Annotated in this window: 26 protein-coding genes; 18 read left to right on the top strand and 8 right to left on the bottom strand. The window is 69.0% G+C overall.

Annotated features, from left to right (window positions below):
* The first annotated feature begins 8 nt into the window (after window positions 1–8).
* The 3 genes from dnaJ to VHD82_RS10610 are packed head-to-tail and all read left to right on the top strand — an operon-like array spanning window position 9 to window position 2,864.
* A complete protein-coding gene (gene dnaJ / locus VHD82_RS10620; RefSeq protein ID WP_325700423.1) occupies window positions 9–1,190 on the top strand; it encodes a molecular chaperone DnaJ in 1,182 nt (393 codons plus the stop codon).
* Window positions 1,190–1,621: a heat shock protein transcriptional repressor HspR gene (locus tag VHD82_RS10615; RefSeq protein WP_325700420.1), complete on the top strand. Its 432-nt coding sequence runs from the start codon at window positions 1,190–1,192 to the stop codon at window positions 1,619–1,621. The genes dnaJ and VHD82_RS10615 overlap by 1 nt, the downstream gene beginning before the upstream one ends.
* Before the next feature lie 7 nt (window positions 1,622–1,628).
* Window positions 1,629–2,864: an epoxide hydrolase gene (locus VHD82_RS10610; protein WP_325700418.1), complete on the top strand. Its 1,236-nt coding sequence runs from the start codon at window positions 1,629–1,631 to the stop codon at window positions 2,862–2,864.
* Here the strand turns inward: VHD82_RS10610 and VHD82_RS10605 are convergent, their stop codons facing one another.
* The gene (locus tag VHD82_RS10605; protein ID WP_325700415.1) at window positions 2,865–3,563 is read right to left on the bottom strand and encodes a dienelactone hydrolase family protein; all 699 of its coding nucleotides are present in this window, start codon (window positions 3,561–3,563) and stop codon (window positions 2,865–2,867) included. It lies immediately after the preceding gene.
* A 29-nt stretch (window positions 3,564–3,592) separates the two neighbouring features.
* Window positions 3,593–4,765 (bottom strand): globin domain-containing protein, encoded by a 1,173-nt coding sequence (locus VHD82_RS10600; RefSeq protein WP_325700412.1) that lies wholly within the window; start codon window positions 4,763–4,765, stop codon window positions 3,593–3,595.
* A 347-nt stretch (window positions 4,766–5,112) separates the two neighbouring features.
* Here VHD82_RS10600 and VHD82_RS10595 point away from each other — a divergent pair, with 347 nt between their 5' ends.
* The 8 genes from VHD82_RS10595 (at window position 5,113) to VHD82_RS10560 (ending at window position 12,640) form a co-directional block, all read left to right on the top strand.
* Window positions 5,113–5,580, top strand: coding sequence for a MarR family winged helix-turn-helix transcriptional regulator (locus tag VHD82_RS10595; RefSeq protein ID WP_325700409.1), 468 nt, complete (start codon window positions 5,113–5,115; stop codon window positions 5,578–5,580).
* Window positions 5,581–5,687: 107 nt separating this feature from the next.
* Complete coding sequence (gene clpB / locus VHD82_RS10590; protein ID WP_325700406.1) at window positions 5,688–8,285, top strand: ATP-dependent chaperone ClpB; 2,598 nt, start codon at window positions 5,688–5,690, stop codon at window positions 8,283–8,285.
* Between the two features lie 119 nt (window positions 8,286–8,404).
* Window positions 8,405–9,103, top strand: coding sequence for a hypothetical protein (locus VHD82_RS10585; RefSeq protein ID WP_325700403.1), 699 nt, complete (start codon window positions 8,405–8,407; stop codon window positions 9,101–9,103).
* Window positions 9,100–9,864: an SDR family oxidoreductase gene (locus VHD82_RS10580; protein ID WP_325700401.1), complete on the top strand. Its 765-nt coding sequence runs from the start codon at window positions 9,100–9,102 to the stop codon at window positions 9,862–9,864. The genes VHD82_RS10585 and VHD82_RS10580 overlap by 4 nt, the downstream gene beginning before the upstream one ends.
* Before the next feature lie 40 nt (window positions 9,865–9,904).
* Window positions 9,905–10,468, top strand: a complete 564-nt coding sequence (pyrE, locus tag VHD82_RS10575; protein WP_325700399.1) for an orotate phosphoribosyltransferase — start codon at window positions 9,905–9,907, stop codon at window positions 10,466–10,468.
* Window positions 10,469–10,586: 118 nt separating this feature from the next.
* Window positions 10,587–10,979, top strand: coding sequence for a DUF2784 domain-containing protein (locus VHD82_RS10570; RefSeq protein ID WP_325700396.1), 393 nt, complete (start codon window positions 10,587–10,589; stop codon window positions 10,977–10,979).
* Between the two features lie 14 nt (window positions 10,980–10,993).
* Window positions 10,994–11,647 (top strand): TrmH family RNA methyltransferase, encoded by a 654-nt coding sequence (locus VHD82_RS10565; protein ID WP_325700393.1) that lies wholly within the window; start codon window positions 10,994–10,996, stop codon window positions 11,645–11,647.
* Window positions 11,648–11,650: 3 nt separating this feature from the next.
* Window positions 11,651–12,640, top strand: coding sequence for a glycoside hydrolase family 76 protein (locus VHD82_RS10560; RefSeq protein WP_325700370.1), 990 nt, complete (start codon window positions 11,651–11,653; stop codon window positions 12,638–12,640).
* Here the strand turns inward: VHD82_RS10560 and VHD82_RS10555 are convergent.
* Complete coding sequence (locus VHD82_RS10555; protein WP_325700359.1) at window positions 12,609–13,628, bottom strand: LacI family DNA-binding transcriptional regulator; 1,020 nt, start codon at window positions 13,626–13,628, stop codon at window positions 12,609–12,611. The two genes, VHD82_RS10560 and VHD82_RS10555, sit on opposite strands and share 32 nt — an antisense overlap.
* A 117-nt stretch (window positions 13,629–13,745) precedes the next feature.
* On the opposite strand from VHD82_RS10555, the gene VHD82_RS10550 reads away from it, so the two are divergent.
* Genes VHD82_RS10550 through VHD82_RS10530 form a run of 5 tightly spaced genes read left to right on the top strand, consistent with a single transcriptional unit; the run spans window position 13,746 to window position 17,998 of the window.
* The gene (locus tag VHD82_RS10550) at window positions 13,746–14,750 is read left to right on the top strand and encodes a substrate-binding domain-containing protein (RefSeq protein WP_325700357.1); all 1,005 of its coding nucleotides are present in this window, start codon (window positions 13,746–13,748) and stop codon (window positions 14,748–14,750) included.
* Window positions 14,747–15,730, top strand: a complete 984-nt coding sequence (locus tag VHD82_RS10545) for an ABC transporter permease (RefSeq protein WP_325700355.1) — start codon at window positions 14,747–14,749, stop codon at window positions 15,728–15,730. The genes VHD82_RS10550 and VHD82_RS10545 overlap by 4 nt, the downstream gene beginning before the upstream one ends.
* The gene (locus VHD82_RS10540) at window positions 15,727–16,539 is read left to right on the top strand and encodes an ATP-binding cassette domain-containing protein (RefSeq protein ID WP_325700353.1); all 813 of its coding nucleotides are present in this window, start codon (window positions 15,727–15,729) and stop codon (window positions 16,537–16,539) included. The genes VHD82_RS10545 and VHD82_RS10540 overlap by 4 nt, the downstream gene beginning before the upstream one ends.
* The gene (locus VHD82_RS10535) at window positions 16,536–17,366 is read left to right on the top strand and encodes a PfkB family carbohydrate kinase (protein ID WP_325700350.1); all 831 of its coding nucleotides are present in this window, start codon (window positions 16,536–16,538) and stop codon (window positions 17,364–17,366) included. The genes VHD82_RS10540 and VHD82_RS10535 overlap by 4 nt, the downstream gene beginning before the upstream one ends.
* The gene (locus tag VHD82_RS10530) at window positions 17,363–17,998 is read left to right on the top strand and encodes a nucleoside/nucleotide kinase family protein (protein WP_325700347.1); all 636 of its coding nucleotides are present in this window, start codon (window positions 17,363–17,365) and stop codon (window positions 17,996–17,998) included. The genes VHD82_RS10535 and VHD82_RS10530 overlap by 4 nt, the downstream gene beginning before the upstream one ends.
* Window positions 17,999–18,100: 102 nt before the next feature.
* Here the strand turns inward: VHD82_RS10530 and VHD82_RS10525 are convergent, their stop codons facing one another.
* Window positions 18,101–18,466: a VOC family protein gene (locus tag VHD82_RS10525; protein WP_325700344.1), complete on the bottom strand. Its 366-nt coding sequence runs from the start codon at window positions 18,464–18,466 to the stop codon at window positions 18,101–18,103.
* A 223-nt stretch (window positions 18,467–18,689) separates the two neighbouring features.
* Here VHD82_RS10525 and VHD82_RS10520 point away from each other — a divergent pair, with 223 nt between their 5' ends.
* Window positions 18,690–19,103, top strand: a complete 414-nt coding sequence (locus VHD82_RS10520; protein ID WP_325700342.1) for a VOC family protein — start codon at window positions 18,690–18,692, stop codon at window positions 19,101–19,103.
* A 333-nt stretch (window positions 19,104–19,436) separates the two neighbouring features.
* Here the strand turns inward: VHD82_RS10520 and VHD82_RS10515 are convergent, their stop codons facing one another.
* From VHD82_RS10515 to VHD82_RS10500, 4 genes are all read right to left on the bottom strand, one after another.
* Window positions 19,437–20,129: a DedA family protein gene (locus tag VHD82_RS10515; RefSeq protein WP_325700338.1), complete on the bottom strand. Its 693-nt coding sequence runs from the start codon at window positions 20,127–20,129 to the stop codon at window positions 19,437–19,439.
* Between the two features lie 145 nt (window positions 20,130–20,274).
* Entirely contained in the window at window positions 20,275–21,096 is an 822-nt protein-coding gene (locus VHD82_RS10510; protein ID WP_325700334.1) for a YceI family protein, read from the bottom strand.
* Window positions 21,093–23,729 (bottom strand): MFS transporter, encoded by a 2,637-nt coding sequence (locus tag VHD82_RS10505; RefSeq protein WP_325700331.1) that lies wholly within the window; start codon window positions 23,727–23,729, stop codon window positions 21,093–21,095. The genes VHD82_RS10510 and VHD82_RS10505 overlap by 4 nt, the downstream gene beginning before the upstream one ends.
* Window positions 23,726–24,250 carry a MarR family winged helix-turn-helix transcriptional regulator gene (locus tag VHD82_RS10500; protein ID WP_325700324.1) on the bottom strand — a complete coding sequence of 175 codons (525 nt, stop codon included), beginning with the start codon at window positions 24,248–24,250 and terminating at the stop codon, window positions 23,726–23,728. Before VHD82_RS10500 ends, VHD82_RS10505 begins: the two co-directional genes overlap by 4 nt.
* Window positions 24,251–24,513: 263 nt before the next feature.
* On the opposite strand from VHD82_RS10500, the gene VHD82_RS10495 reads away from it, so the two are divergent.
* Window positions 24,514–24,936 (top strand): PPOX class F420-dependent oxidoreductase, encoded by a 423-nt coding sequence (locus VHD82_RS10495; RefSeq protein ID WP_325700321.1) that lies wholly within the window; start codon window positions 24,514–24,516, stop codon window positions 24,934–24,936.
* The last annotated feature ends 53 nt before the right edge of the window (window positions 24,937–24,989 follow it).

Below are 24,989 nucleotides of genomic sequence, written 5' to 3'. Positions count from 1 at the left end.
AGACGTCCGTGAGCGCACGGGAGTGGATAGGTAAGGACTTCTACCGCGAATTGGGCGTCTCCTCCGGCGCTTCCCAGGACGAGATCAAGAAGGCCTACCGCAAGCTGGCGCGGGAGAACCACCCCGACGCCAACCCGGGCAACGCCGACGCGGAGCAGAAGTTCAAGGCCGTGTCGGAGGCCTACGGCGTGCTGTCGGATCCGGCCAAGCGCAAGGAATACGACGAGGCCCGCCAGCTGTTCGGCGCCGGTGGCGCCGGCGGTTTCGGCTTCCCCGGCGCGGGTGGCGGCGGTGGTTCGTTCGACATGGGCGATCTGTTCGGCCAGACGACCGGCGCGGGCCAGGCCGGTTTCGGTGGGCTCGGCGACATTCTCGGTGGCCTCTTCGGCCGCCGGGGCGGCGCGACAGGTGCCGCCACCGGTACCAGGGCCCAGCGCGGCGCCGACGTCGAGACGGACGTGCGGATCGACTTCACCGAGGCGGTCAAGGGCGCGACCCTGCCGCTGCGGTTGTCGAGCCCGGCCACGTGCGGCACCTGTGGCGGTAACGGCGCGAAGCCCGGCACCACCCCGCGTACCTGCCCGACCTGTGGCGGGGCCGGGCTGGTCAACCGGAGCCAGGGCGCGTTCGCGTTCTCCGAGCCGTGCCGGGACTGCCGTGGCCGCGGCAAGATCATCGACGACCCCTGCCCGGAATGCGGCGGCGAGGGCATCAGCAACCGCACCAGGACGCTCACCGTCCGGATCCCCGCCGGGGTGGACGACAACCAGCGGATCAGGCTGGCGGGCCAGGGCGAACCGGGCCGCGGCGGCGCGACGGCCGGTGACCTGTACGTACGCGTGCACGTCGCCCCGCATCCGGTGTTCGGCCGGTCGGGCAACGACCTGACGATCACGGTGCCGGTGAGCTTCCCCGAGGTGACGCTCGGCGGCACGATCACGGTGCCGACCCTGGACGGGAAGGTCTCGCTGAAGGTGCCGGCCGGCACCAACAGCGGCCGGGTGCTTCGCGTGCGCGGCAAGGGAATCAAGAAGCGCGACGGCACACAGGGCGACCTGCTGGTGACCCTGCAGGTGGCCGTGCCGTCCAGACTGGACGCCGCTGAGAAGCAGGCGCTTGAATCGTTCGCGGAGGCCTCGGCGAAGCACGACCCACGGCCTGAGATCACTGAGATGCTCAAGGAGCGGTGATGGCTTTCGGCAGCTTGCCCCACGGGGCGGATGAGGACACTCCGGTTTTCGTCATCTCGGTGGCGGCGCAGCTGTCCGGCCTGCACGCGCAGACCTTGCGCGCCTACGACAGGCAGGGGCTGGTGTCGCCGGGCCGCACGTCGGGTGGCGGTCGCCGCTACTCGATGCGGGACATCGCGCTGCTCCGGGAAGTGCAGCGACTGTCCCAGGAGGCCGGGGTCAACCTGGCCGGGATCAAGCGGATCATCGAGCTGGAGAACCAGGTCGATGCGTTGCGGGCCAGGGTGTCCGAGCTGACCGAAGAACTCGCCGCGGCCTACGCGGCGGCCGAACACGCGGCCGCCGCCGTGCATGCCTCCTACCGGAAGGACCTCGTGCCCATCCGGCAGGAGACAGCGCTGGTGGTGTGGAAACCCAAGCGCGGCAAATAATCACGGGATGCCCACCCCGCGTGCTTTTCCCTTGGAGCCGACCACTCTCCGGGTGCCCGACGAGGTCCTCGAAGACCTGCGCGCCCGTCTCGCGTTGACCCGTCCGCCAGTGGACGAGAGCAACGAGGACTGGTCCTACGGCGTCCCGGAGAGCTATCTCCGTGAGCTGGTCGCGTACTGGGGGGATGGCTACGACTGGCGCAAGGCCGAGGCCGCCATCAACGCCTACGAGCACTACCAGGTGAGCGTCTCCGGCGTCGAAGTGCACTTCATGCGCAAACCCGGCCGCGGCCCGCGCCCGGTCCCGCTGATCCTCACCCACGGCTGGCCGTGGACGTTCTGGCACTGGTCGAAGGTGATCGACCCGCTCGCCGACCCGGCCGCGTTCGGCGGTGACCCGGCGGACGCGTTCGACGTCATCGTGCCGTCCCTGCCCGGCTTCGGTTTCCCTGGCCCGCTCACCGGCTTTCCGGACGTCAACTTCTGGAAGGTCGCCGATCTCTGGCACACCCTGATGACCGAGACGCTGGGGTACGAGAAGTACGCCGCCGGGGGCTGCGACATCGGCGGGATCGTCACCAGCCAGCTCGGCCACAAGTACGCCGACGAGTTGTACGGCATCCACATCGGTTCCGGGCTGCCGCTCGACTTCTTCACCGGCCCTCGTGCCTGGGACTTCGCCCGGAACCGGCCGCTCACCGACGATCAGCCTGCCGACGTCCGCGCCCGCATCATCGAGCTGGACCACCGCTCGGCGGCCCACCTCAACGTGCACATGCTCGACGGCGCCACCCTCGCCCACGGGCTGAGCGACTCACCGGCCGGGCTGCTCGCCTGGCTGCTGGAGCGCTGGAATGCCTGGAGCGACAACGGCGGGGACGTCGAGTCCGTCTTCACCAAGGACGACCTGCTCACCCACGCCACGATCTACTGGGTGAACAACTCCATCGCCACATCGATGCGGTACTACGCCAACGCCAACCGCTACCCCTGGGCCCCCGCCCACGACCGCACCCCGGTCGTGCAGGCCCCGGTCGGCCTCACCATGGTCACGTACGAGAACCCGCCCGGCATCCACACCGCCGACGAACGCGTCCTGGCGTTCAAGACCGGCCCGCAGGGCGGCTGGTTCAACCACGTCAACGTCAACGTCCATGACCACGGCGGCCACTTCATCCCCTGGGAGAACCCCGAGGCCTGGGTGCGCGACCTGCGCCGTACCTTCCACGGCCGCAGGCCCTGACTAGCGCAGGTGCTCGCCGAAGAAGGCGAACACGCGGCGCCAGGCGTCTTCGCTCGCCTCGCGGTTGAAGCCCATCCCGGTGATTCTGGCCAGCGGCGTGAAGGGCCCGAGGTTGAACTGGTTCGCGAAGCTGTGCCCGACGTTCGGGTATTCCTTGACGTCGTGGGGAATTCCGCGCGCTTCGAGTTCTTTTTCGAGCTTCGCCGCGGTGCCCTTCAACGACGGGTCCTTCTTCCCGAAGCTGGCGACCACCGGGCAGGCATCATCCAAAATGGACAGATCCTTCGGCAGCTGCCCGTAGTACGGCGCCGACGCGTCGAAGCCCTGCGTCGCCGCGACGATCGCGAACCCGCCGCCCATGCAGAAGCCGACCACGCCGACCTTGCCCGTGCAGTCCGGCCGCGCGGCGAGCAGCTCTCGCGCCGCGGCGATGTCCTGGAACGACTGGCCCTTTGCCGCGGCCAGTTCCTTGAAGACCGTCTTGACGCAGCGGAAGAAACCGCCGCGCGAGTACAGGTTCGGGCTGAGCGCCAGGTAGCCACCCGTCGCGAAGCGCTCCGTGATGTTGCGCGCGTCCTCGGTGAGGCCGATCGCGTCGTGCACGATCACCACGCCGGGCCACGGCGGTTCCCCCGAAACCGCCCGCGACGGTTCGGCCAGATAGCCCTCGATGGATCCGTCCGCTACTGGAATGTCCATGGCACCGAACCTAGGCGATTGGCGGAGCGTCAGTCGATGGTGAACGGGTCGTAGCGGATCTGGTCGAGCGCCGTGCCGGCGACGAGCATCCGCGAGACCGTCGCCCGGATCATCGCCGGGGAGCCCGACACCAGCACGTCGCGCCCTGGCCAGGCGCCGTGCCTGGTGACGACGTCGGCCAGTGTGCCCTGCTCACAGCCGCTCACGCCGGGGCCGGACTCGATCACCGGGGTGACCGTGAGCCACGGGTTGCACGAGGCCATCAGCCGCAGTCCCTCCAGCGCGTACAGGTCCTCGCGGGTGCGCCCGCCATAGAACAGCCGCACCTTCGGGTTCTCGCCCCACTGCGCCAGCTCGTCGAGCAGCGACTGCATCGGCGCGACGCCGGTGCCGCCGGCGACCATCAAGACCTCCCGGTCCGACTCGCGGTCGACCGAAAGCCTGCCCAGCGGCGGACCGAAGCGCCACATGTCGCCCTTCTGCGTGTGGCTCACGATCGCGCGCGACACCCAGCCGCCGTCGACGGCGCGCACGTGGAACTCCAGCGAACCGTCCGGGCGCGGGGCGTTGGCCGGGGACAGGTACCGCCACAGCCGCGGCCGTTGCGGCACCTCGACGCTCAGGTACTGGCCGGGATGGAACGGGATCACCTCGTCCGGCTCCACCCGCACCATCGCCAGGTCCCAGCTCAGCCGCCGGTGCTCGGCGACTATCGCGGACCAGTTGGGCGGGTTGGTGTCGGCGGACGCCGCCTCCTGCATCTGCCTGGCGATGATCGTGAACGCCTCGGCCCACGCGCGCTCCACGTCCGGGGTCCAGTCCGGGCCGAGCTGGCTGCGCATCGCGGCGAGCAGCGCCGTGCCGATCGCCTCGTAGTGCTTGGGGATCACGCCGAACTTGCGGTGGTCCCGGCCGAGCTGGCGCAGGAAGGGCACCAGGTCGTCGGGCTGGTCGACCATCTGCACCACGTGTACGAGCGCGCGCACCATCCGGTTGCGCTGGACCTCCATGTTGATGGGGAAGAAATCCCGGGTCGCGGGCGCGAGGGTGAAAAGCATCCCGTAGAAGAACTGGGTTACTTCCGGTAAGTACGGCTCCGCCTTGGTCCAGGAATCCCGGATCAGCCGCACCATGGCGGTGACGGCTGGCGGTGCCTCCCGGTGGGCGGACCGGGGGACGGGGCTGACGGGTTCGGCGGTCATGGGGTTCCGAAGTGCTCCGGGGTGCGCGTTGATGCTCGGACTCGATTATTCACGAACGCGCAATAGCACGGGCCCGGACCGCAGTCGCAGGCCAGAGGGGTCGTCACTGCGTGAAATGATCACGAATATTCCACCCCATTCAGTCAAGCGTCAGCCGAAAAGCGGGAGAGCATTAGATCGCAGAGTAACTGCCGGACGGCCGTTTGCACCGATAGTTGCTCCGTCCGGGTGGTTACCCGATCGCTCGCCGCGTGTCCGGACTCACCCCCAAGAAGGGTGCAGCGAGCAACTACTTTTCGTATAGTTGTATGTGTCAACCAAGTTAGACGTGCGGGGCGGTGTCTGCGATGAATCTGGACGAAGATGCCAGCATCGAGCTGATGCGCCAGCTGCGCACCGCCGGCCAGTTGCAGCACTCGTGGGTGACCGCGACCTGGCAGGGTGAGGAAGGCGGGCTGCACCCCGCCGCCGCGATGCTGCTGTCCGAGCTCGCGGTGCACGGCGAGGTCCGCCCGTCCGAACTGGCCCGTCGTCGCATGGTGGACGTGTCCGTGGTGAGCCGGCAGATCGCGCAGCTGTCGGCGGCCGGGCTCGTCGACCGCCGGCCCGCCCCCGAGGACGGCCGCGCCGCGCTCGTCAGCGTCTCCGAACAGGGCATGATCGAACTCAAACGCTGGCGCGGGAAGTACCTGAAGTTCTTCCGGTCCGCGCTCGGTGACTGGACCAATGCCGAGCTCACCGCGCTGACCAGCAGGTTGAGCCAGATGAACGACGCGCTCCGCAGCGCGCTGCAACCCAAGGACCGGCCAGAGTAAAAACTCAGACTTGAGCGGAACACACTCAACTTTCCTGACGTTGTGCATAGCGACGGCCTTTGGTGGAGGCTGTCGCCAGGACATACGTTTCGACATGGAGTGTGGGGATGGACGCTTTCAACCCGACGACGAAGACCCAGCAGGCGATCTCGTCGGCGGCACAGGCGGCGACCGTGGCGGGCAACCCGGCGATCGCGCCGGCGCATTTGCTGGGTGCGCTGCTGGCCCAGAGCGACGGGGTCGCGGGCCCGCTGCTGACGGCGGTCGGCGCCGATCCGGCGCAGGTGCACAAGGAGCTGGAGCCGATCATCAACGGCCTGCCGTCGGCCACCGGCGCCACCGTTTCCACCCCCCAGTTCGACAACCACGCGCTCAAGTCGCTGACGCACGCGCAGAAGCTCGCGACCGAGATGGGCGACGAGTTCGTGTCCACCGAGCACCTCATGGTCGGCCTCGCCGCCGAGGGCGGCACGGTGGCCGATCTGCTCAAGCGCCACGGCGCCACCGCCGAAGCGCTGCGCGAAGCGTTCACCAACGTGCGTGGTTCCGCGCGCATCACCAGCCCGGACCCGGAGGGCACCTTCAAGGCGCTGGACAAGTACGGCTTGGATCTCACTGCTCGAGCTCGATCCGGCGAGCTGGACCCGGTGATCGGCCGCGACACCGAGATCCGCCGCGTGGTGCAGGTGCTTTCCCGCCGTACCAAGAACAACCCGGTGCTGATCGGTGAGCCGGGCGTCGGCAAGACGGCGATCGTCGAGGGGCTCGCCCAGCGCGTGGTCGCCGGCGACGTGCCGGAATCCTTGCGTGGCAAGCGGGTCGTCGCGCTGGACCTCGGTTCGATGGTGGCCGGCGCGAAGTACCGCGGTGAGTTCGAGGAACGACTCAAGGCCGTGCTGAAGGAGATCACCGACTCCGCGGGCCAGGTCATCACCTTCATCGACGAGCTGCACACGATCGTCGGCGCGGGAGCGGCAGGCGGTGCCGAGTCTTCTCTGGACGCGGGCAACATGATCAAGCCGATGCTCGCCCGCGGCGAGCTGCGCATGGTCGGCGCGACGACGCTCGACGAGTACCGCAAGCACATCGAGAAGGACGCCGCGCTGGAGCGCCGCTTCCAGCAGGTGCTGGTCGGCGAGCCGTCGGTCGAGGACACCATCGGCATCCTGCGCGGGCTCAAGGAGCGCTACGAGGTGCACCACGGCGTCCGCATCACCGACGCCGCGCTGGTGTCGGCCGCGACGCTGTCCGACCGCTACATCACCGCGCGGTTCCTGCCGGACAAGGCGATCGACCTCGTCGACGAGGCCGCCTCCCGGCTGCGCATGGAGATCGACTCCCGCCCCGTCGAGATCGACGAAGTGGAGCGGGCCGTGCGCCGGCTCGAGATCGAGGAAATGGCGCTGGAGAAGGAGGAGGACCCCGCGTCGCAGGAGCGGCTCGCCGCGTTGCGCGCCGAACTGGCCGAGAAGCGCGAGGCGCTGTCGGCGCTGACAGCCCGATGGCAGAACGAGAAGGGTTCGATCGAGAAGGCCCGTGACCTCAAGGAGCAGCTGGAGCAGCTGCGCGGTGAGGCCGACCGGGCCGAGCGCGACGCGGATCTGGGCCTGGCCGCCGAGCTGCGGTACGGCAAGATTCCGGCGCTGGAGAAGGAACTCGAGGCGGCCGAAGCCGCCACCGCCCAGCGCGCCGACGTGATGCTCAAGGAAGAGGTCGGCCCGGACGACGTCGCCGACGTGGTGAGCGCGTGGACCGGGATCCCGGCGGGGCGGCTGCTGGAGGGCGAGACCGGCAAGCTCCTGCGGATGGAGGAGGAGCTCGGCAAGCGGGTCGTCGGGCAGCAGGAAGCCGTCGCCGCGGTTTCCGACGCGGTGCGCCGCGCCAGGGCCGGCGTCGCCGACCCCGACCGGCCGACGGGTTCGTTCCTGTTCCTCGGCCCGACCGGTGTCGGCAAGACCGAGCTGGCGAAGGGGCTGGCGGAGTTCCTGTTCGACGACGAGCGGGCGATCACCCGGATCGACATGAGCGAGTACTCGGAAAAGCACAGCGTGGCCCGACTGGTCGGCGCCCCGCCCGGGTACGTCGGCTACGACCAGGGCGGCCAGTTGACCGAATCGGTGCGGCGCAGGCCTTACTCGGTGGTACTGCTCGACGAGGTGGAGAAGGCGCACCCCGACGTGTTCGACGTGCTGCTGCAGGTGTTCGACGACGGCAGGCTGACCGACGGCCAGGGCCGCACGGTCGACTTCCGCAACACCATCCTGGTGCTGACGTCGAACCTGGGCTCGCAGGCCATCGCCGATCCGAACCTCGACGAACGGCAGCGCCGCGACGCGGTGCTGGAGACCGTGCAGCGACATTTCAAGCCGGAGTTCCTGAACCGGCTGGACGACATCGTGGTCTTCCACTCGCTCGACACCGAGCAGCTGACGTCCATCGTGGACATCCAGGTCGCCAAGCTGGCGCAGCGGCTGGCCCAGCGGCGGCTGACGCTCGACGTCACGCCAGGCGCGAAGGAATGGCTGGCGCTGAACGGTTTCGACCCGATCTACGGCGCGCGCCCGCTGCGGCGGCTGGTGCAGTCGGCGATCGGTGACCAGCTGGCGAAGAAGCTGCTCTCGGGCGAGGTCCGGGACGGCGACACCGTGAAGGTCGACGTGCCGAGCCTGGAAGCCGCCGACGCGCTGACCGTGACGAAGGAATAGTCGCGAACGAAAGGCCGCCGGGTGCCCGGCGGCCTTTCCGCACGCCAAGAACCCAATCGAGTCACGCCGACACGGCCCACTGATCTTGGTTCCACGCTCCGTGGCGATACCCTGAGCGCGTGGGTATTCCAGCGTGGGTCTGGTTCGTGATCGCCGCCGTCGCCCTGCTCGCGGGGCTGGTGCTGCTCGCGGCCGACCGGACCAGAGAAGGCTCCCGGAACCGGGAGCGGATGCGCTGGGCCGACCTGCGCGGCTGGCAGTTCGTCGAGGAGGACGAGCGGCTCGCCAAGCAGTGGTCGGGCGGCGCGATCGGCTACTTCGGCGCGGACGCGGCGGTGAACGTCGTGGCCGGGTCCACCTTCACCTCAGACGGGCGGCGCCCGGTGTTCGTCTTCGACATCGAGGCCGACGGGCAGATCCCGGCCGTGGTGGTCGCGGTGCGGTGTAACCGGGTGCATCCGGTGCTGGTCGAGCTGTGGCTGGCGAGCGTGCCGTTCCAGCGCGCCGACATGCCCGAACTGCTCGGCCCCGTCGGCCAGCGCTACGCCTTCGCCGACGACCCCGAGGGTGCTCGTCGCGTCATCACGCAGGAGCTGGTGGACGCGGCCGACGCGCTCGGCGGTGACGTCGGGGTGGCGTGGCTGGAGAACGAATGGGTGCTCGCCAGCTCCGCCCCGCAGGCCGGGCCTTCCCGGCTGGAGCGGCTGTTGCGGGACCTCGGCGAAATCGCCGATATCGTCGACCCTTTTGACGACGAGGGCTCCGGCCGGCACTGGCAGGGCGGCGAGCAGCCGACCACTCCGCAGGGCCAGGCGTGAGTACCTCTTTGGTCACCGGTGCGACAGCTGGGCTCGGCGCCGCCTTCGCGCGCCGGCTCGCGACCGAGGGTTATGACCTCGTGCTCGTCGCCAGGGACAAGCAGCGCCTGGACGCCGCCGCGAGCGAACTCGCCGAGCGGCACGGCGTACACGTCGCCGTGCTCGCGGCCGACCTCGCGACCGCGGAAGGCCGTGCCGCCGTGGAAAAGCGGCTCGAAGAGAGCCCGGTGGACCTGCTGGTGAACAACGCCGGCCTCGGTCTGGCCGGTGAGTTCTGGACGGTGCCCGCCGACGATCTGCAGCGCCAGCTCGACGTCAACGTGACAGCCGTGCTGAGGCTGACGCGCGCCGCGCTGCCGGGCATGATCGCGCGCGGCAGTGGGGACGTGATCAACGTGTCGAGCGTGGCCGGGTACTTCGCCGGCCGCGGTTCCACGTACACGGCGAGCAAGAAATGGGTCACCTCGTTCAGCCAGGACATCGCCGCCGGGCTGCCGCGCGGGATCCGGATGATGGCGCTGTGCCCCGGTTTCACGCACACGGAGTTCCACGAGCGGGCCGGCCTGACCAAGCCGGGGCCGAAGCTGTTCTGGCTGCAGGCCGACCGGGTGGTCGCCGAAGGGCTCGCGGATCTGCGCCGTGGCCGCACGGTCTCGATTCCCAGCCCGCAGTACAAGGCGCTGGTCGCGCTGAGCAGCCTGGTGCCCGACAGTCTCGTCCGGCGCTTGAGCGAACTCGTCGGCTCGCACGACCGGCCCTGACCTCGCGGGACTGTCGGACCCGTGTGTAAGACTGCGAGCCGTGCAGACATCCGGGGTTGACCAAGCGGCGAAACTCGAACTGGCCAGGCTCGTCACCGAGCTTTCCGTGGTACACGGCAAGGTGACGCTCTCCTCCGGCAAGGAAGCCGACTACTACATCGATCTGCGCCGGGCCACGCTGCACCATGCGGCCGCCCCGCTGATCGGCAGGCTGCTGCGTCAGCTCACCGCGGACTGGAACTACGTCGCCGTCGGCGGGCTCACTCTCGGCGCGGACCCGGTGGCCACCGCGATGCTGCATTCCGCGGCGGCCGACGGGATGGTGCTCGACGCGTTCGTGGTCCGCAAGGAGACCAAGCAGCACGGGATGCAGCGCCGGATCGAGGGCCTCGAGGTCGCCGGGCAGCGGGTGCTCGCGGTGGAGGACACGTCCACCACCGGCGGCAGCGTGCTCACCGCCGTGGAGGCGATCAAGGAGGCCGGGGGCACTGTCGCCGGCGTCGCCACGGTCGTCGACAGGGACACCGGGGCGCGCGAGGCGATCGAAAAAGAAGGCCTCGAATACCGCTATCTGCTCAATCTGGATGATCTCGGGCTCGGCTGACCTGCCGGGGTGATCAAAACCACCCCCTTGTGCGTCCCCACCAGCTATTTGTCGACGTTTCTCAAGAAACTCGGAGTAGCGTGGAATGTAAGGGGACTGTGAAAGGGGGCGGTCAGGGGTGTCGACCGCGAGACTTCTTGCCGACGCGACCGTCGCCATTCACATTTTGGCGTTGCTCTACATCGGTCTCGGCGGCTTCCTGGCCTGGCGCTGGCCCAAGAGCATCTTCGTGCACATCTTTTTCGCCATCTGGGGCGTGGCGGTCAACGTCTTCCCCATCCCGTGCCCGCTGACCGCGCTGGAGGACTACTTCCGCAGTCTGCAGGGGCTCGGGCCGCTGCCCGGCGGGTTCAACTCGTACTACCTCTACGGCACGATCTTCCCGCGTTCACTGCTGCCGGTGGTCGCGGTGACGGCGCTGGCGATAGTCGTGTACTCCTACGTCGGCGCGTTCAGCCGCTGGCGCAACCACGACTCCGGCGCACCGACGCACCAGGCCCGGCAGGCCTGAGCGAAAATCACCGGGTGAGCTTGGACGAGGCCGGACCCACCGAATGGACCGCACGCGAGGAAGTCGGCGTCGGTCCGTGGGAAGGACCTTGGCCGGCGGACGAGAAGTACGACCCGGAACTGCTCGCCGAGGGCGACCGCCGCAACGTGGTCGACGCCTACCGCTACTGGCGGCGTGAGGCGATCGTCGCCGACGTGGACGCGCGGCGGCATCCGTTCCACGTCGCGATCGAGAACTTCCAGCACGACCACAACATCGGCACCGTCGTGCGCACCGCGAACGCGTTCGCCGCGGCGGCCGTGCACATCGTCGGACGCCGCCGCTGGAACCGCCGCGGCGCGATGGTGACCGACCGGTACCAGCACCTCGAACACCACACCGACGCCACGGCGCTCGCGGAGTTCGCGGCGGCCCGCGGGCTGACCGTGGTGGCCGTGGACAACACGCCGGGCGCGCGGCCGGTGGAAACGGTTTCGCTGCCCCGGGACTGCGTACTGCTCTTCGGCCAGGAGGGTCCGGGGCTCTCGGCCGAGGCGCAGGCGAGCGCGTCGCTCGTGGTGTCGATAGCGCAGTTCGGCACCACCCGCTCGATCAATGCCGGGGTGGCCGCCGGGATCGTCATGCACGCGTGGATCCGGGAGCACGCCGACCTTTCCCAAAGCTGGTGAGCGATGTACCACGAGTGGGCCGCCGCGGCGGAAAGCGCGATCACCACCCGGCATCTGCGCCGCGTGTGGGGCCTGCCCGGCACGGTGCTCGGCCGTAGTGGCTGGCCGCCGTCGCCGGATCAGCGCGTGCACTGGCATTGGAACTACTGGTGGCAGGCGCATCTGCTGGACTGCCTGATCGACGCGCAGCTGCGCGCCCCGTCGGCGGCCCGCGGCGCCACTGTCGACAGGTTCATTTCGTCGGTGCGGCTGCGCAATTTCGGCAGATGGACCAACGACTACTACGACGACATGGCCTGGCTCGGGCTGGCGATGCAGCGTGCCGGGCGCGACATCGAGCCGCTGCTGGCGGAACTGCGCTCGGCGTGGACGCCCGAAGGTGGCGGCGGAATCTGGTGGCGCCACAACGATCGCTTCAAGAACACCCCGTCCAACGGGCCTGCCGCGATCCTGCACGCGCGCGCCGGAGAGACCGAACGTGCGCGGGAACTGTTCGAGTGGATGGATTCCACACTTGTCGACCCGGAGACCGGACTCGTCTGGGACGGGCTACAGGTCGATTCCGGCGAACTCGTGAAGCATATTTACACGTACTGCCAAGGGGTTTTCCTCGGCGCCGCCCTTGAACTGTCCGAAGTGGACGCCGCCGCGCGCACGGTGCGCGCGGTCGGTGTGCATTGCGCGCGCGACGGAGTGCTGGTTGGTCAGGGCGACGGAGACGGCGGGCTGTTCGCCGGGATTCTGGCGCGATATCTGGCTTTGGCCGCGAACCGGCTACCGCCCGGCGCGGAAGCCGATACGGCGCGGGAACTGGTGCTCTCGTCGGCAAGGGCGTGCTGGGAGGGCGCGCACGAAGCACCCGGCGGGCCGCTCTTCAGCGCGGAATGGTCGCGCTGGTCGCCGGCGACCGACCTGTCCGTTCAGGTCGGCGCGTGGCTGCTGCTCGAAGCCGCGGCCACGCTCACGAGCAACCACACGAATGGCGGTGCATGAGCCGCGGCGGAAGGCGAAGCGTCTCCGGCGGGCGGTTCGGGTCGGCGATCCTGGCCAGCAGTAACCGCACCGCGCGACGGCCGATTTCCTCGATGGGCTGCGACATCGTGGTCAGCGGCGGTTCGACCAGATCGGCCCACTCCGCGTCGTCGTAGCCGACGATCGCCAGGTCCTCGCCGACGCGCAGGCCCGCGCGGCGCGTTTCGTGCAGGACGCCGACCATCATGCTGTCGTTCGCCACCACGAGCGCGGTCGGCTTTTCGGGCAGCTCCAACAGTTTCCGCAGCGCCTGCGCGCCACCCTCCTTCGAGGAATACCCACAGGCCACCAGTTCCGGGTTCCACGACAGGCCGCCGCGGCCGAGGCCCAGCCGGTAGCCGAGCGTGCGTTCCTCGCTGGTGCTCAGGCCGGCTGTCCCACTGATCAGGCCGATCCGGCGATGCCCGAGCGAGGCGAGGTGCTCGGTCAGCGCGGAGGTGGACTGGATGTTCTCCGAGCCGACCTGATCGACGTCGGTGCGGGTGGTCAGCCTGTCCAGCAGCACCACCGGCGCGCCCAGCGACACCAGCTCGCTGATCACCGCGCCGTCGCCGGACGAAGGCGTCAGCAGCAGCCCGTCGACGCGACGGGAACGCAACGTGCGCACCGTGTCCTGCTCGGTCTGCACGGTGTCGTGCGTGTCGGCGAGCAAGACCGTGTACCCCGCCGTCGCCGCTTCGCGCTCGATAGCCTGCATCAGCGCGGCGAAGTACGGGTTGGCCAGCAGCGAGATCGCGACCCCGATGGACCGGGTGCCACCGGTGACCAGCGAACGCGCGATGGCGTCGCCGGTGTAGCCGGTCTGCTCGATCGCCTCCAGCACCGCGGCCTTCGTCTCCGGCGCCACGGCTCGCGTCCCGTTGACGACGTGCGAGACCGTGGTGATGGAGACCCCGGCCAGCTCGGCGATGTCTCGCTGAGTCGGCCTGGTCGATTTTGACTGCGGCATCGGCTGCTCCCGTGAGGAATCAACGGCAAGCGTTTGCGCAAACGCTTGCCGTTTCATGTTAGGTCCTTCTACGGTCCGGAAATCATCAAGGGTCCAGCCTCGACGAGGAGGAAGCACGTGGGACGACGAAGTCTCCTGTGTCTGGCCGTCGTCGCCGCGGTGGCGCTGACCGGGTGCACGGTCCAGCGGCACTGGGGCGGCAGCACCAGTGCCGGCGGTGGTGGCAAGGCCAAGATCGGCCTGGTCACCAAGACCAACACCAATCCCTATTTCGTCGAGCTGCGCAACGCGGCCGACGCCGCGGCGAAGGCGCAGGGCGCCGATTTCGTCGCGCTCGCCGGCCAGTTCGACGGCGACAACGACGGCCAGGTCCGCGCGATCGAGAACCTGATGCAACAGGGCGCGACCACGATCATGATCACGCCGAACTCCTCCACCGGCGTGCTCGACGCGATCAGCCGGGCGCGGCAGAACGGCATCATGGTGATCGCGCTGGACACCGCGACCGATCCGGCCACCGCCGTGGACGCCACCTTCGCCACCGACAACGTCGCCGCCGGCCGCGAGCAGGGCCAGTACGTCAAGGCCGCGCTCGCCGGTGTGACCCCGAAACTGGTCATGATCGACGGCACCGCGGGCAGCACCGTGGACACCTACCGGCACAACGGTTTCCTCGAAGGCATCGGGCTCAAGGACGGCGACTCCGCGATCGTCGGCCGCGAACCGGCCAACGGTGACCAGAGCACGGCGCAGCAGAAGATGGAGAACCTGTTACAGCGCAGCAGTGACATCAACGCGGTGTACACGATGAACGAACCGACCGCGCGGGGCGCGTTCGCCGCGTTGCAGGCGCGGAACCTGCAGGTCGTGATGGGTTCGATCGACGGCGGCTGCCAGGGCGTGCAGAACGTGCGCGACGGGCAGTACGCCGCGACAGTCATGCAGTTCCCGCGCAAGATGGCGCAGGAGGGCGTGGACGCGGCCGTCGAATACGCGCGCACGGGGCAGAAGCCCAGCGGGTTCATCGACACCGGATCCGTGATCGTCACCGACAAACCGATGCCGGGCGTGCCCAGCCAGAACACCGACTGGGGCCTGCAGAACTGCTGGGGGACGAAATGACCGCAATCGCCGCCAGGCGGCGCGAAAGCGTCGGCGAGTTCTTCCTGCGCGCGCCGGCGGCGGGCCCCGCGCTCGCCCTCATCGTCGCGATGATCGTGTTTTCCTTGTCCACCAGCAGGTTCCTCGAACTGGACAACCTGTCGCTGATGGTCAACCAGGCGCTCGTGGTCGGCACGCTGGCACTGGGCCAGACGCTGATCATCCTGACCGCCGGTATCGACCTGTCCAACGCGTCGAGCATGGTGCTGGCCACCCTGATCATGGCGAAACTGTTCGCGGGCGGGATGCCCGGGATTTTCGCGCTGATCCTCGGCATCCTGGTCGCGGTGGGCATCGGGCTGGTGATCGGCTCGCTCGTCACGAAGATCAAACTGCCGCCGTTCATCGTCACGCTCGGCTTCTTCACCATGCTCACCGCGGCCGACAAGCTCGTCGCGAGCGGGCAGGCCGTGCCGGTGTCCGAGCACGGCGTGCTCACCTGGCTCGGCACCCAGCGGTACCTGTTCGGCGGCATCCCGGTCACCTACGGGATGACCGTGGCGCTCGTGATGTACCTCGTCGTCTGGTATGCGCTGACCCGCACCGCCTGGGGCAAGCACGTCTACGCCGTCGGCGATTCCGCCGAAGCCGCAAGGCTTTCCGGGATCAAGGTGAACCGCACGGTGATCTCGGTGTACGTGGTGGCCGGGGTGATCTTCGGGATCGCGGCCTGGCAGGCGCTCGGCCGGATCCCCAACGCCGACCCGAACGCCTTCCAGCTCGGCAACCTGCAGTCGATCACCGCCGTGGTGCTTGGTGGCACCAGCCTGTTCGGCGGGCGTGGTTCGGTGCTGGGCACGATGGTGGGTGCGCTGATCGTGACCGTGCTGCAGTCCGGGCTGTCCCAGCTCGGCGTCGATTCGCTCTACCAGGACCTGGCGACGGGTGCGCTGGTGATCGCCGCGGTGGCCGTCGACCGGCTCGCGAGGAGGCAACGATGACGACCACACCAACGCTTTCCGCCCGCGGCTTGGTGAAGCGCTACGGGCACGTGACCGCGATCGACGGCGCCGATTTCGACCTGTACCCCGGCGAGGTGCTCGCGGTCGTCGGCGACAACGGTGCCGGGAAGTCCAGCATGATCAAGGCGTTGTCCGGGGCGCTGGTGCCCGATGCCGGCGAGATCAGGGTGGACGGCGAGCCCGTGCACTTCCGCACTCCGCTGGACGCGCGCCGGGTCGGCATCGAGACCGTGTACCAGGATCTGGCGCTGTCACCGGCGCAGGACATCGCGTCGAACATGTTCCTGGGGCGGGAAATCCGGCGGACCGGCCCGCTCGGGGTGATCCGCAAGCTGGACACGGCGAAGATGCGCGACGAGGCCCAGCGAGTACTCGCCGAGCTGGACATCAAGATCAAGTCGATCACGCAGCCGGTGGAAACGCTGTCCGGCGGGCAGCGCCAGGGTGTCGCGGTCGCGCGGGCGGCGGCGTTCGGCTCCAAGGCGGTGATCATGGACGAGCCCACCGCGGCGCTCGGCGTCGCCGAGTCCGCGCAGGTACTGGCGCTGATCGACCGGATCCGCGAGCGTGGGCTGCCGGTGGTGCTGATCAGCCACAACATGCCGCACGTGTACGAGATCGCGGACCGGATCCATGTGCACCGGCTGGGAAAACGGGTCGCGGTGGTGTCGCCGAAGAGCACGTCGATGAACCAGGTCGTCGGGCTGATCACCGGCGCCCTGGAACTCGACGACAATGGCGAGGTGCGCGAAGTGGAGTCGGCCATTCACACGGGGCTGAGCGCGTGACCGTCCTTCTCGCCGGATTGTGCACGATCGACGTGGTGCAGCGGGTCGAAGAGCTGCCCGCGCCCGGCGAGAAGGTGCAGTCGCTGTCGGTGGACGTGGCCGCGGGTGGGCCGGCGACCAACGCGGCGGTGACAGTGGCGGCGCTCGGGGAGTCCGCCACCCTGCTCACCGTCCTCGGCTCGCATCCGCTCGCGGCGCTGGCCCGCACGGACCTGGCCGCCTGCGGGGTGGATCTCGTCGACCTCGCCCCGGACCATCCCGAGCCGCCGTCACTGAGCGCGGTCGCGGTACGGGATCGCGACGGCGAACGAACCGTGGTGTCCCGCAACGCCGGGCACCTGCAGGTGGAAGTGTCCAGTTTGGACGCTCCGGACGCCACCGCCGTGCTCGTCGACGGGCACCATCCGGAGCTGGCGCTGGCCGCCGCGCGATGGGGTCGCGCGCACGAAGTTCCGGTGGTGCTGGACGCGGGCAGCTGGAAACCGGTGCTGGACGAACTGTTGCCGCTGGTGGACATCGCGGCCTGCTCGGCGCATTTCCGGGCGCCGGGGCCCGGTCTGCTGGAGCGCGGGGTCGGCACCGTCATCGTCACCGCCGGGCCGGATCCGGTGCGCTGGTGGACGAGCAAGGACTCGGGAACGGTGCCGGTGCCGCCGGTGCGGGCGCGGGACACCCTCGGCGCGGGCGATGTGTGGCACGGCGCGCTCGCTTACGGTGTCGGAAGGTTCGCGCTGCCGGAGCTGATCCGGTTCGCCAACGACGTGGCCGCACGCAGGGTGCGGCAGGCGGGGCCCAGGTCTTGGGTGCGGGAGATGGGAGTGCGATGACGTCGTTCGATGACCTGCTGGGCAGGGCCGAGGAGCTGGTGGCGCGGGGCGGCCGGACGGTGCTCGGCATCGTGGGGGCGCCGGCGTCGGGCAAGACCACGCTCGCCTGGGGGCTGGCGAACGCGCTGGGCACCCGGGCGACCGTGGTGGGCATGGACGGCTTCCACCTCGCGCAGGTCGAACTGCGACGGCTCGGGCGCGCCGAGCGCAAGGGCGCCCCGGACACGTTCGACGCGCACGGGTACGTGCATTTGGTGCGGCGGTTGAAGGAAGCAACGGAAACCGTGTACGCGCCGGAGTTCCGCCGCGAGATCGAGGAGCCGATCGCGGGCGCGGTGCCGGTGCCGCCGGACGTGCCGCTGGTGATCACCGAGGGCAATTACCTGTTGCTGGACAGCGAACCGTGGACCGAGATCCGCGGCCTGCTCGACGAGGCCTGGTTCCTCGCGCCCGACGAGCACGACCGGATCGAGCGGCTGGTCACCCGGCACCGGCGCTACGGGCGTTCGCTGGTGGAGGCGCGGCAGCGGGCGCTGGGCACCGATCAGCGCAACGCCGACCAGATCCAGGCCACGGCCGCGCGGGCCGACCTCGTGCTGGAAAACATGCCGCTGGTGAACTTCGCGCTGTGACGCTCATCGTGATCGGCGGGAGCCGCCGGGGCGCCGGACCGGATCGCTCCCCCGATTCCCTTGGCGGAGTGGGACTGCCGGCGGAAATCGCGGAAGCGGGGCTCACCGTCGGCGGGGGCCGGTAGCGATCTGGAACTGGTTGCCGGACGGGTCTTTGACCATCGCTCGGTAATCGCCGTACGGGGTTTCGCGGGGTTCCTCGATGGTCGCGGCGCCGGCGGCCAGCGCGCGGCGGTAGGTCTCGTCGACGTTGTCGACGTACACGTACAGGAACGCGGGAAACGGTTCTCGGGCACCGGAGCCGGAAACCAGGATCAGCGAGTCACCGATCCGGATCTCGGCCGGGCGGTCCGCCGGGGCAGTGCCCGCTGCGCCGAAGACTTCGCGCAGAAACCCGACCGCAGCAGGGACATCGGGCACGACCATCCGTGGCGTGACCGAATGGTAACCGGCTGGAACCGAAGTCATGGCAGCACCTCGCGGTGGTCGAGCGTAACGGCGGCGGCCTCGCGATGGATACCCGCAGGGTGGCCGGTCACCGCGGACCGGTCTGGATCGCTGCGCGATGCCGCCGAGTTATCCACAAGATGTGAGTAATTCGTGGAGTTGTCCACAGATTCTTGAGAAAGCGCTTACTCCGAGCGGACGTAGGTAGCCTGACGCTGGGGTAGAGAAAGGACGGCCTGCCGATATGTCAACGCTGACCAGCGTGCATCACCTGGCACTCACGGTGACGGACGTGGATCGCAGCGTGCCCTGGTACGAGCGGGTGCTCGAACTGAAGGAGGTCGCCCGCCGCGAGGACCCCGAGTCCGGTATCCGCAAGGTGTTCATGCGAGCACAGGCCGATTCGTTCTCGGTGATCCTCGTCCAGCACCCCGACACCGAGCGTGGTGGCTTCGACGAGCGGCGCACCGGCCTCGATCACGTCGCCTTCAAGGTGGAGACGTACTTCGAGCTGAAGGAATGGGAACAGCGGCTCGCCGACTACGGGGTGACCTACAGTCCGGCGAAGGCCTCACGCACCCTGCCCGGCTCGGCGGTGGTGGTGTTCCGCGATCCCGACGGGATCCAGCTCGAGGTCTGGGCCGACCCAGCCAGCTGAGATCCCGCGCACGGGAACCCGGGTAGGCCCGCCTGAACTCCACGCGCGGGGAACCCGGGCCGACCGGGCCACCTCAACTCCCGGCACGGGAACCCGGACCGACCCGGCCATCTGGACTCCGCGCGCGGGGAACCCGAGCCGACCCCAGCCACCAGAAGACCACGCGCAGGGAACCCGGACCGACCCCAGCCATCTGGACTCCGCGCGCGAGAACCCGGGCCGACCCCCAAGCCACCTGAAATCCCGCGCGGGGAACCCGGGCCGACCGGGCCACCTGCGCGGACCGCCACCGGAAGCGGGCGGGCCCTCGGAACTACGCGGGACCGTCGGAACTTACGCGGCGCGGCGGAGTTCCGGGTCGTCGTCGGTTTCGCGGCCGTCGTCCACCGGGCGGCGCATCTCCTGCCGGTAGCGCACGATGCCGTAGCCGGTCCCGCCGACGAAGAACGCGACCGAGATCCAGACCATCGCCGTCTTGAGCCACGGCAGCACGTCCAGCAGCCCGGCGCCGTAGTAGCCGAGCAGCACCAGCGTCGGCACCCAGAGCAGGCCACCGAGGGTGGTGGCCACCAGGAACCGCCGTGGGTCCATCCGTGCGGCACCGGCGATCAGCGGGGCCAGCGTGCGCACCCACGGAATCCACCTGGCGGCGACGATGGCGAAGAAACCCTTCCGGTCCAGGAAGGCCCTGGCCCGGTCGAGGTTGCCGCGGTTGAGCACCCGACCGCCACGACGGGCGATGAACCGGGTGCCGGTGTGTCTGCCGATGTAGTACCCGACCTGGTTGCCGACGACGGCCACCACCAGGGCGGCGACCGACAAGAGCCAGGCGTTCGCGTCCGCGCCGTGCGTGGCGAGCACGACCCCGGCGGCGAACAGGAGCGAATCCCCCGGCAGGAAAAGGCCGATGATCAGCGCGCATTCCATGAACACGAAGCTGAGCACGATGACCCAGACCAGCGGTGGACCAGCCGTATCCAGCCAGCTCACGCCGAGTGATCCGGACGCGGAGTAGACGACACTCACCCGGCGAAGCCTACGTGCCCGTGCCGAACCGTATCCATCCGAAGGGTGGATTTGCGATATCCGTTATCAATCAAGAACGCCCGGACCAGCGCGGAACCCGCCGGAAAACCGGTTCGGGCCCGCGCCGGGCCGGGCGCCCGATGGGCTACATCTGCGGTAGAGACTCGCCCTGAACCGCTTCGATGTCGAGTTCGATCTTGACCGTGGTGCCGATCGCGGCCACCCCGGCGCGGACCATCGCGTTGTAGTTGATCGCGAAATCGTTCCGGTGCAACTGAGTCTCGGCGTGGAAGGCCACCCGGACCCCGCCCCACGGGTCGGGCCCGTAGCCGCCGTACGTCAGGTCCAGCTCCACCGGGCGCTTCTCCCCGTGCAGGCTCAGCTCCCCGAGCAGAGTCCAGCTGTCCACGCCGCGCTGACGCAGCCCGGTGCTCGCGAACCCGATCGTCGGATACGAGTCGACGTCGAGGAACTCCGGCGAACGCAGGTTGTCGTCCCGCATCGTGATGCCGGTGTCGATACTCGCCGCCTTGATCTCGGCCTGCACCGACGACTGCTCGACGGGCCTGCCGACGGTGATCCGGCCGCCGACATCGCTGAAGCGCGCCTTGATGCTGGCGATGCCCAGATGCCGGGCGGTGGCGACGACCGTGGAGTGCACCGGGTCGATCGTCCACGGCCCCGGCGGCGGGAGCTCGACGGCTCCCGCCATCGGGGCCAGCGGGATCTCGCCGAGCGAGCCACTGCCGTCCGAACCGATCTGCGCCGTGCGGGCGACCGGGCTGTACCCGGCCGCCGTGAGCACCGCGGTGTAGATGCCGGGGGCCAGCGGCGTGGTGTCCACCGTGCCGGTGGCGTCGGCCACCGCACGGGCGACCTGCTGGCCGCCCATGTCGGTGACCGTCAGCACCGCGTTCTCCACGGCCCAGCCCTCGGCCGTGCGGATCTGCGCGCGCAAGCCCGTCATGACTGCTCCGACCCGTTCTGGCTGTGCCCGGAGAACTGGTCGATCACCTGCTCGTAGCCAAGGCTCACGTCGTGGGTGATCTCCCCGCCGCCGAGCAGGTTGACCTGGCTGGTGGCCGGCGGGTACCCACTGGCCACGACCGTGTAGTCGCCCTCCGGCAGATCGCTGACCAGGTACCGGCCCTCGCTGTCGGTCCTGGCGACCGCGGCGACGTTGCCCTCCGCGTCCAGCACCGTGATCCGCGCGTCGGGCACGATCCGCTCGCCGTCCGTGCGGGCCGTACCGGCCAGCACGACCGCGGAGGTCAGCTCGACGTCGTGCCGGAGCACGCCGCTGTCGGGCACCGTCAGCAGTGTCGCGACCGGACGCATCCGCTCGGCGCTGGCGACCAGCGTGTACGTGCCGGCACCGACCCCGTTGAAGGTGTACGCACCCTCGCCCGTGGTGATGGACGCACCGGTGACCTCACCGCGCGAGTCGGTCAGGGTGACCGTCGCGCCGGCGAGCGCGGTGCCGCTGCCCGCCAGCCGGACGAACCCGGACAGCTCGCCCGAACCGATCAGCGTCACGTCCAGGCGCGCCGGGGCCTGCCCGACGACCACGCTGGACGCCTGCGGCTGGTGCCCGCCCGCTGAGACGATCAGCACGTACGTGCCGGGCCCCGGAGTGCCGATGCGGTAGCCGCCGTCGCTGCCCGCGGTGCCCCGCGCGACCTGACGGCCACGCTGGTCGATCAGCGTCAGTGCCGCACCCAGCACCGAGGAGCCGTCCTGTCGCCGGATGTGCCCGGTCACAGGCTGGCCGTCGGTGTCGACCGGGCTGCTCATCCCCGCCGTGACGGTGGCGAACGGCGTGGTCCGCGCGGCAGGCTCATACGAGCCATGCCCGTTCTCCAGCGGCCGGGAGTGCTTGCCCGCCCCGACGAGCTCGGGCTCGCGGTCGTCCAGCTGGGCGTCGATCTCGGCCCAGTCCTCCTGCGTGGCACCGGCCGCTGCCGCCGCGTTGTCCTGCGGGGTGTCGGCGAACGCCTCCGCACCCTCGACCGGCGGCGGGGTGGCCGCGCCGCCCTTGAGCGGGATCTCCTTCATGAACAGCAGCACGATGAACGCCAGCAGCGCGACACCGGCCGCCACCCAGAACACGACCACCATGGAGTTGGTGAACCCGGTCAGCACCGGGATCCGGAGCTGGTCCGGCAGGCTCTGGATCCCGCTGGTGTTGCTGGCGAGGTCGCCGCTACCGGAGAAGCCCGCGGGCAGTTTGCCGCCGAACGCGTCGGCCAGCTTGCCCGGCAGCGCATTGAACAGGATCGTCAGGAACACCGCGACACCGAGCGTGCCGCCGATCTGCCGGAAGAACGTGGCGGCCGCCGTGGACACACCCATGTCCCGGCGCGGGCCGGCGTTCTGCACCGCGATGATCAGCGTCTGCATACAGCCACCGAGGCCGAGACCGATGATCAGGGAGAACACCATCGGCTGCCACAGCGCGCTGTCGTACTTGATCAGCGTGGCGAACAGCACCATGCCGACGGTGATCAGCGCGGTACCGGCCACCGGCAGGAACTTGTACCGCCCGGTGCGGGCGGTGATCTGACCGGAGATCAGCGAGCCGGACATGATGCCCAGCACCAGCGGCAGCATCAGCAGACCGGACTGGGTGGGCGTGTAGCCACCGACGACCTGGTAGTACTGCGGGATCATCGACAGGCCACCGAACATCGCGACACCGACGATGATGCCGCCGAGGATCGCGACGCTGAACGTGGCGTTCTTGAACAGCCGCAGCGGGATCAGCGCCGCGTCCTTCATCACGTACTCGGTGAAGATGAACAGCACCACGCCGAAGGCCGCGACCGCGTAACAGAGGACGGCCCCGGTGGAGCCCCACCCCCAGGTGCGGCCCTGTTCGGCCACGATCAGCAGCGGCACCACGGCCACCGCAAGGGCTATACCACCGAACCAGTCGACCTTGCTCTTGCGCGGCACGTGCGGGACGTTGAGCACCTTGGCGACGACGAACAGCGCGATGACGCCGATCGGCACGTTGATCAGGAAGACCCAGCGCCAGCCGGCGATGCCGGCGATCGTGTCCTGGCCGGACAGCAGGCCACCGAGGACCGGGCCCAGCACCGTCGAAGTGCCGAAGACGGCCATGAAGTAGCCCTGGTAGCGCGAGCGCTCACGCGGCGGCACGATGTCGCCGACGATGGTCAGCGCGAGCGACATGAGACCACCGGCGCCGAGACCCTGGAAGGCACGGAACGCCGCCAGCATGTACATCGAGTTGGCGAACGTACACGCGGCCGAACCGACCACGAAGATCGAGATCGCGGTCAGGAAGAACGGCTTGCGGCCGTAGATGTCGGACAGCTTCCCGTACAGCGGCGTCGCGATGGTGGCGGTGATCAGGTACGCCGTGGTGGCCCACGCCTGCAGGTCGTAACCGTTGAGGTCGTTGGCGATCCGGACGATCGAGGTGCTCACGATCGTCTGGTCCAGCGCCGCGAGGAACATGCCGAGGATCAGCCCGGACAGGATCGTCAGGATCTGCTTGTGGGTGAGCCGCGGCCCTTCCGCTTCGACCGGCACACCCCCTGCCGCGGCCGGTTGTTGTCGGATGGAACTCGTCATGCGTCAGCCCCCTTGCCCTGAGCCGACATCGGGTCGGCGACTTTCGGAATGTTCGTTTCGATGCCGGTGTTGAGCCGGTCCAGCAGTTCGTTCAAGGCTTGCCGGTCCTCCTCCGGCCAATCGGCCAGCATGCGTGCCAGCCATTTGTTGCGTTGCTTGCGGTTCTCCTCGAAGACCCGCAACCCCTCCGCGGTGGGGGCCAGCAGGCAGGCCCTGCCGTCCTCGGGGTCGGCCTGGCGCTCGACCAGACCGTGCTGCACCAGCGAACTGCTCTGCCTGCTGATGGTGGAGATCTCGGCATGCAGTGCGTCGGCCAGCCTGCTGGTGCGTTGTGGCCCCTCGTGGATCAGGTGGAACAAGATCGCGTACGCCGCGCGCTCGATTCCGTCCGGTCCGGCCGCGGCAACCTGCGACTTGGTCTTGGTGATCAGGCGCATGAAGCGCACCAGCTGGACACCGAGCGCGTCCGCAAGGTCCAGCTCGACCGCGGAGAACACCTCTTCCGGTGCTGCAGACGGCATCGTGATCATCACCTTCGTCATCTTGATTGGCTGCTGCAACTAGTTGCCTTAGGCAAGGATGCACCCGAACAGGTTGGTTGCGCCACTCAAATATATACCTCTGTGTCACAAAACACTTTAGTTGCCCAGAGCAACTGAATAACCGCGGGTAAACTGTCCGGTTCGTACCGGTCAGCCCGATCGCATGACCAGACCGTATCGCCGGGGTACGACAGTTTCGGTCGCCGGGAATGCCGGCCGCGCCACACACCGTTTGCGAAGGCATGACCGACGACGCTCTGTACAAGCTGCTCACCGACCGACCATTCGGCGTACTTGCCACGATCCGGCGCGATGGCCGACCCCAGCTCTCGAACGTCAGCCACTTCTACGATTCCAGTACCCGCAAGATCCTGGTCTCAGTCACCGACAGCCGCGCGAAGACGCGCAATCTGCGCCGCGACCCCCGGGCCACTTACTACGTGACCTCAGCCGACGGCTGGTCGTACGCCGCTGTCGAGGGCACAGCGGAGCTGACGCCGGTGGCCAAGGACCCGCACGACGCGACCGTGGAGGAGCTGATCGACCTCTACCGCAAGATCGGCGGCGAGCACCCGGACTGGGACGAGTACCGCGCGGCGATGGTCAGCGACGGGCGGCTGGTGCTGCGGATTCCGGTCGAGCGGATCATCGGCTTCGCCCGCTGACGCGATACGGAAATAATCTTCCGCAGTGCGGATAATCCACCTACCATGACGGG

Source organism: Amycolatopsis sp., from assembly GCF_035546795.1.
Classification (GTDB): domain Bacteria; phylum Actinomycetota; class Actinomycetes; order Mycobacteriales; family Pseudonocardiaceae; genus Amycolatopsis_E.
This window is presented reverse-complemented; position numbering and strand designations above follow the sequence as displayed.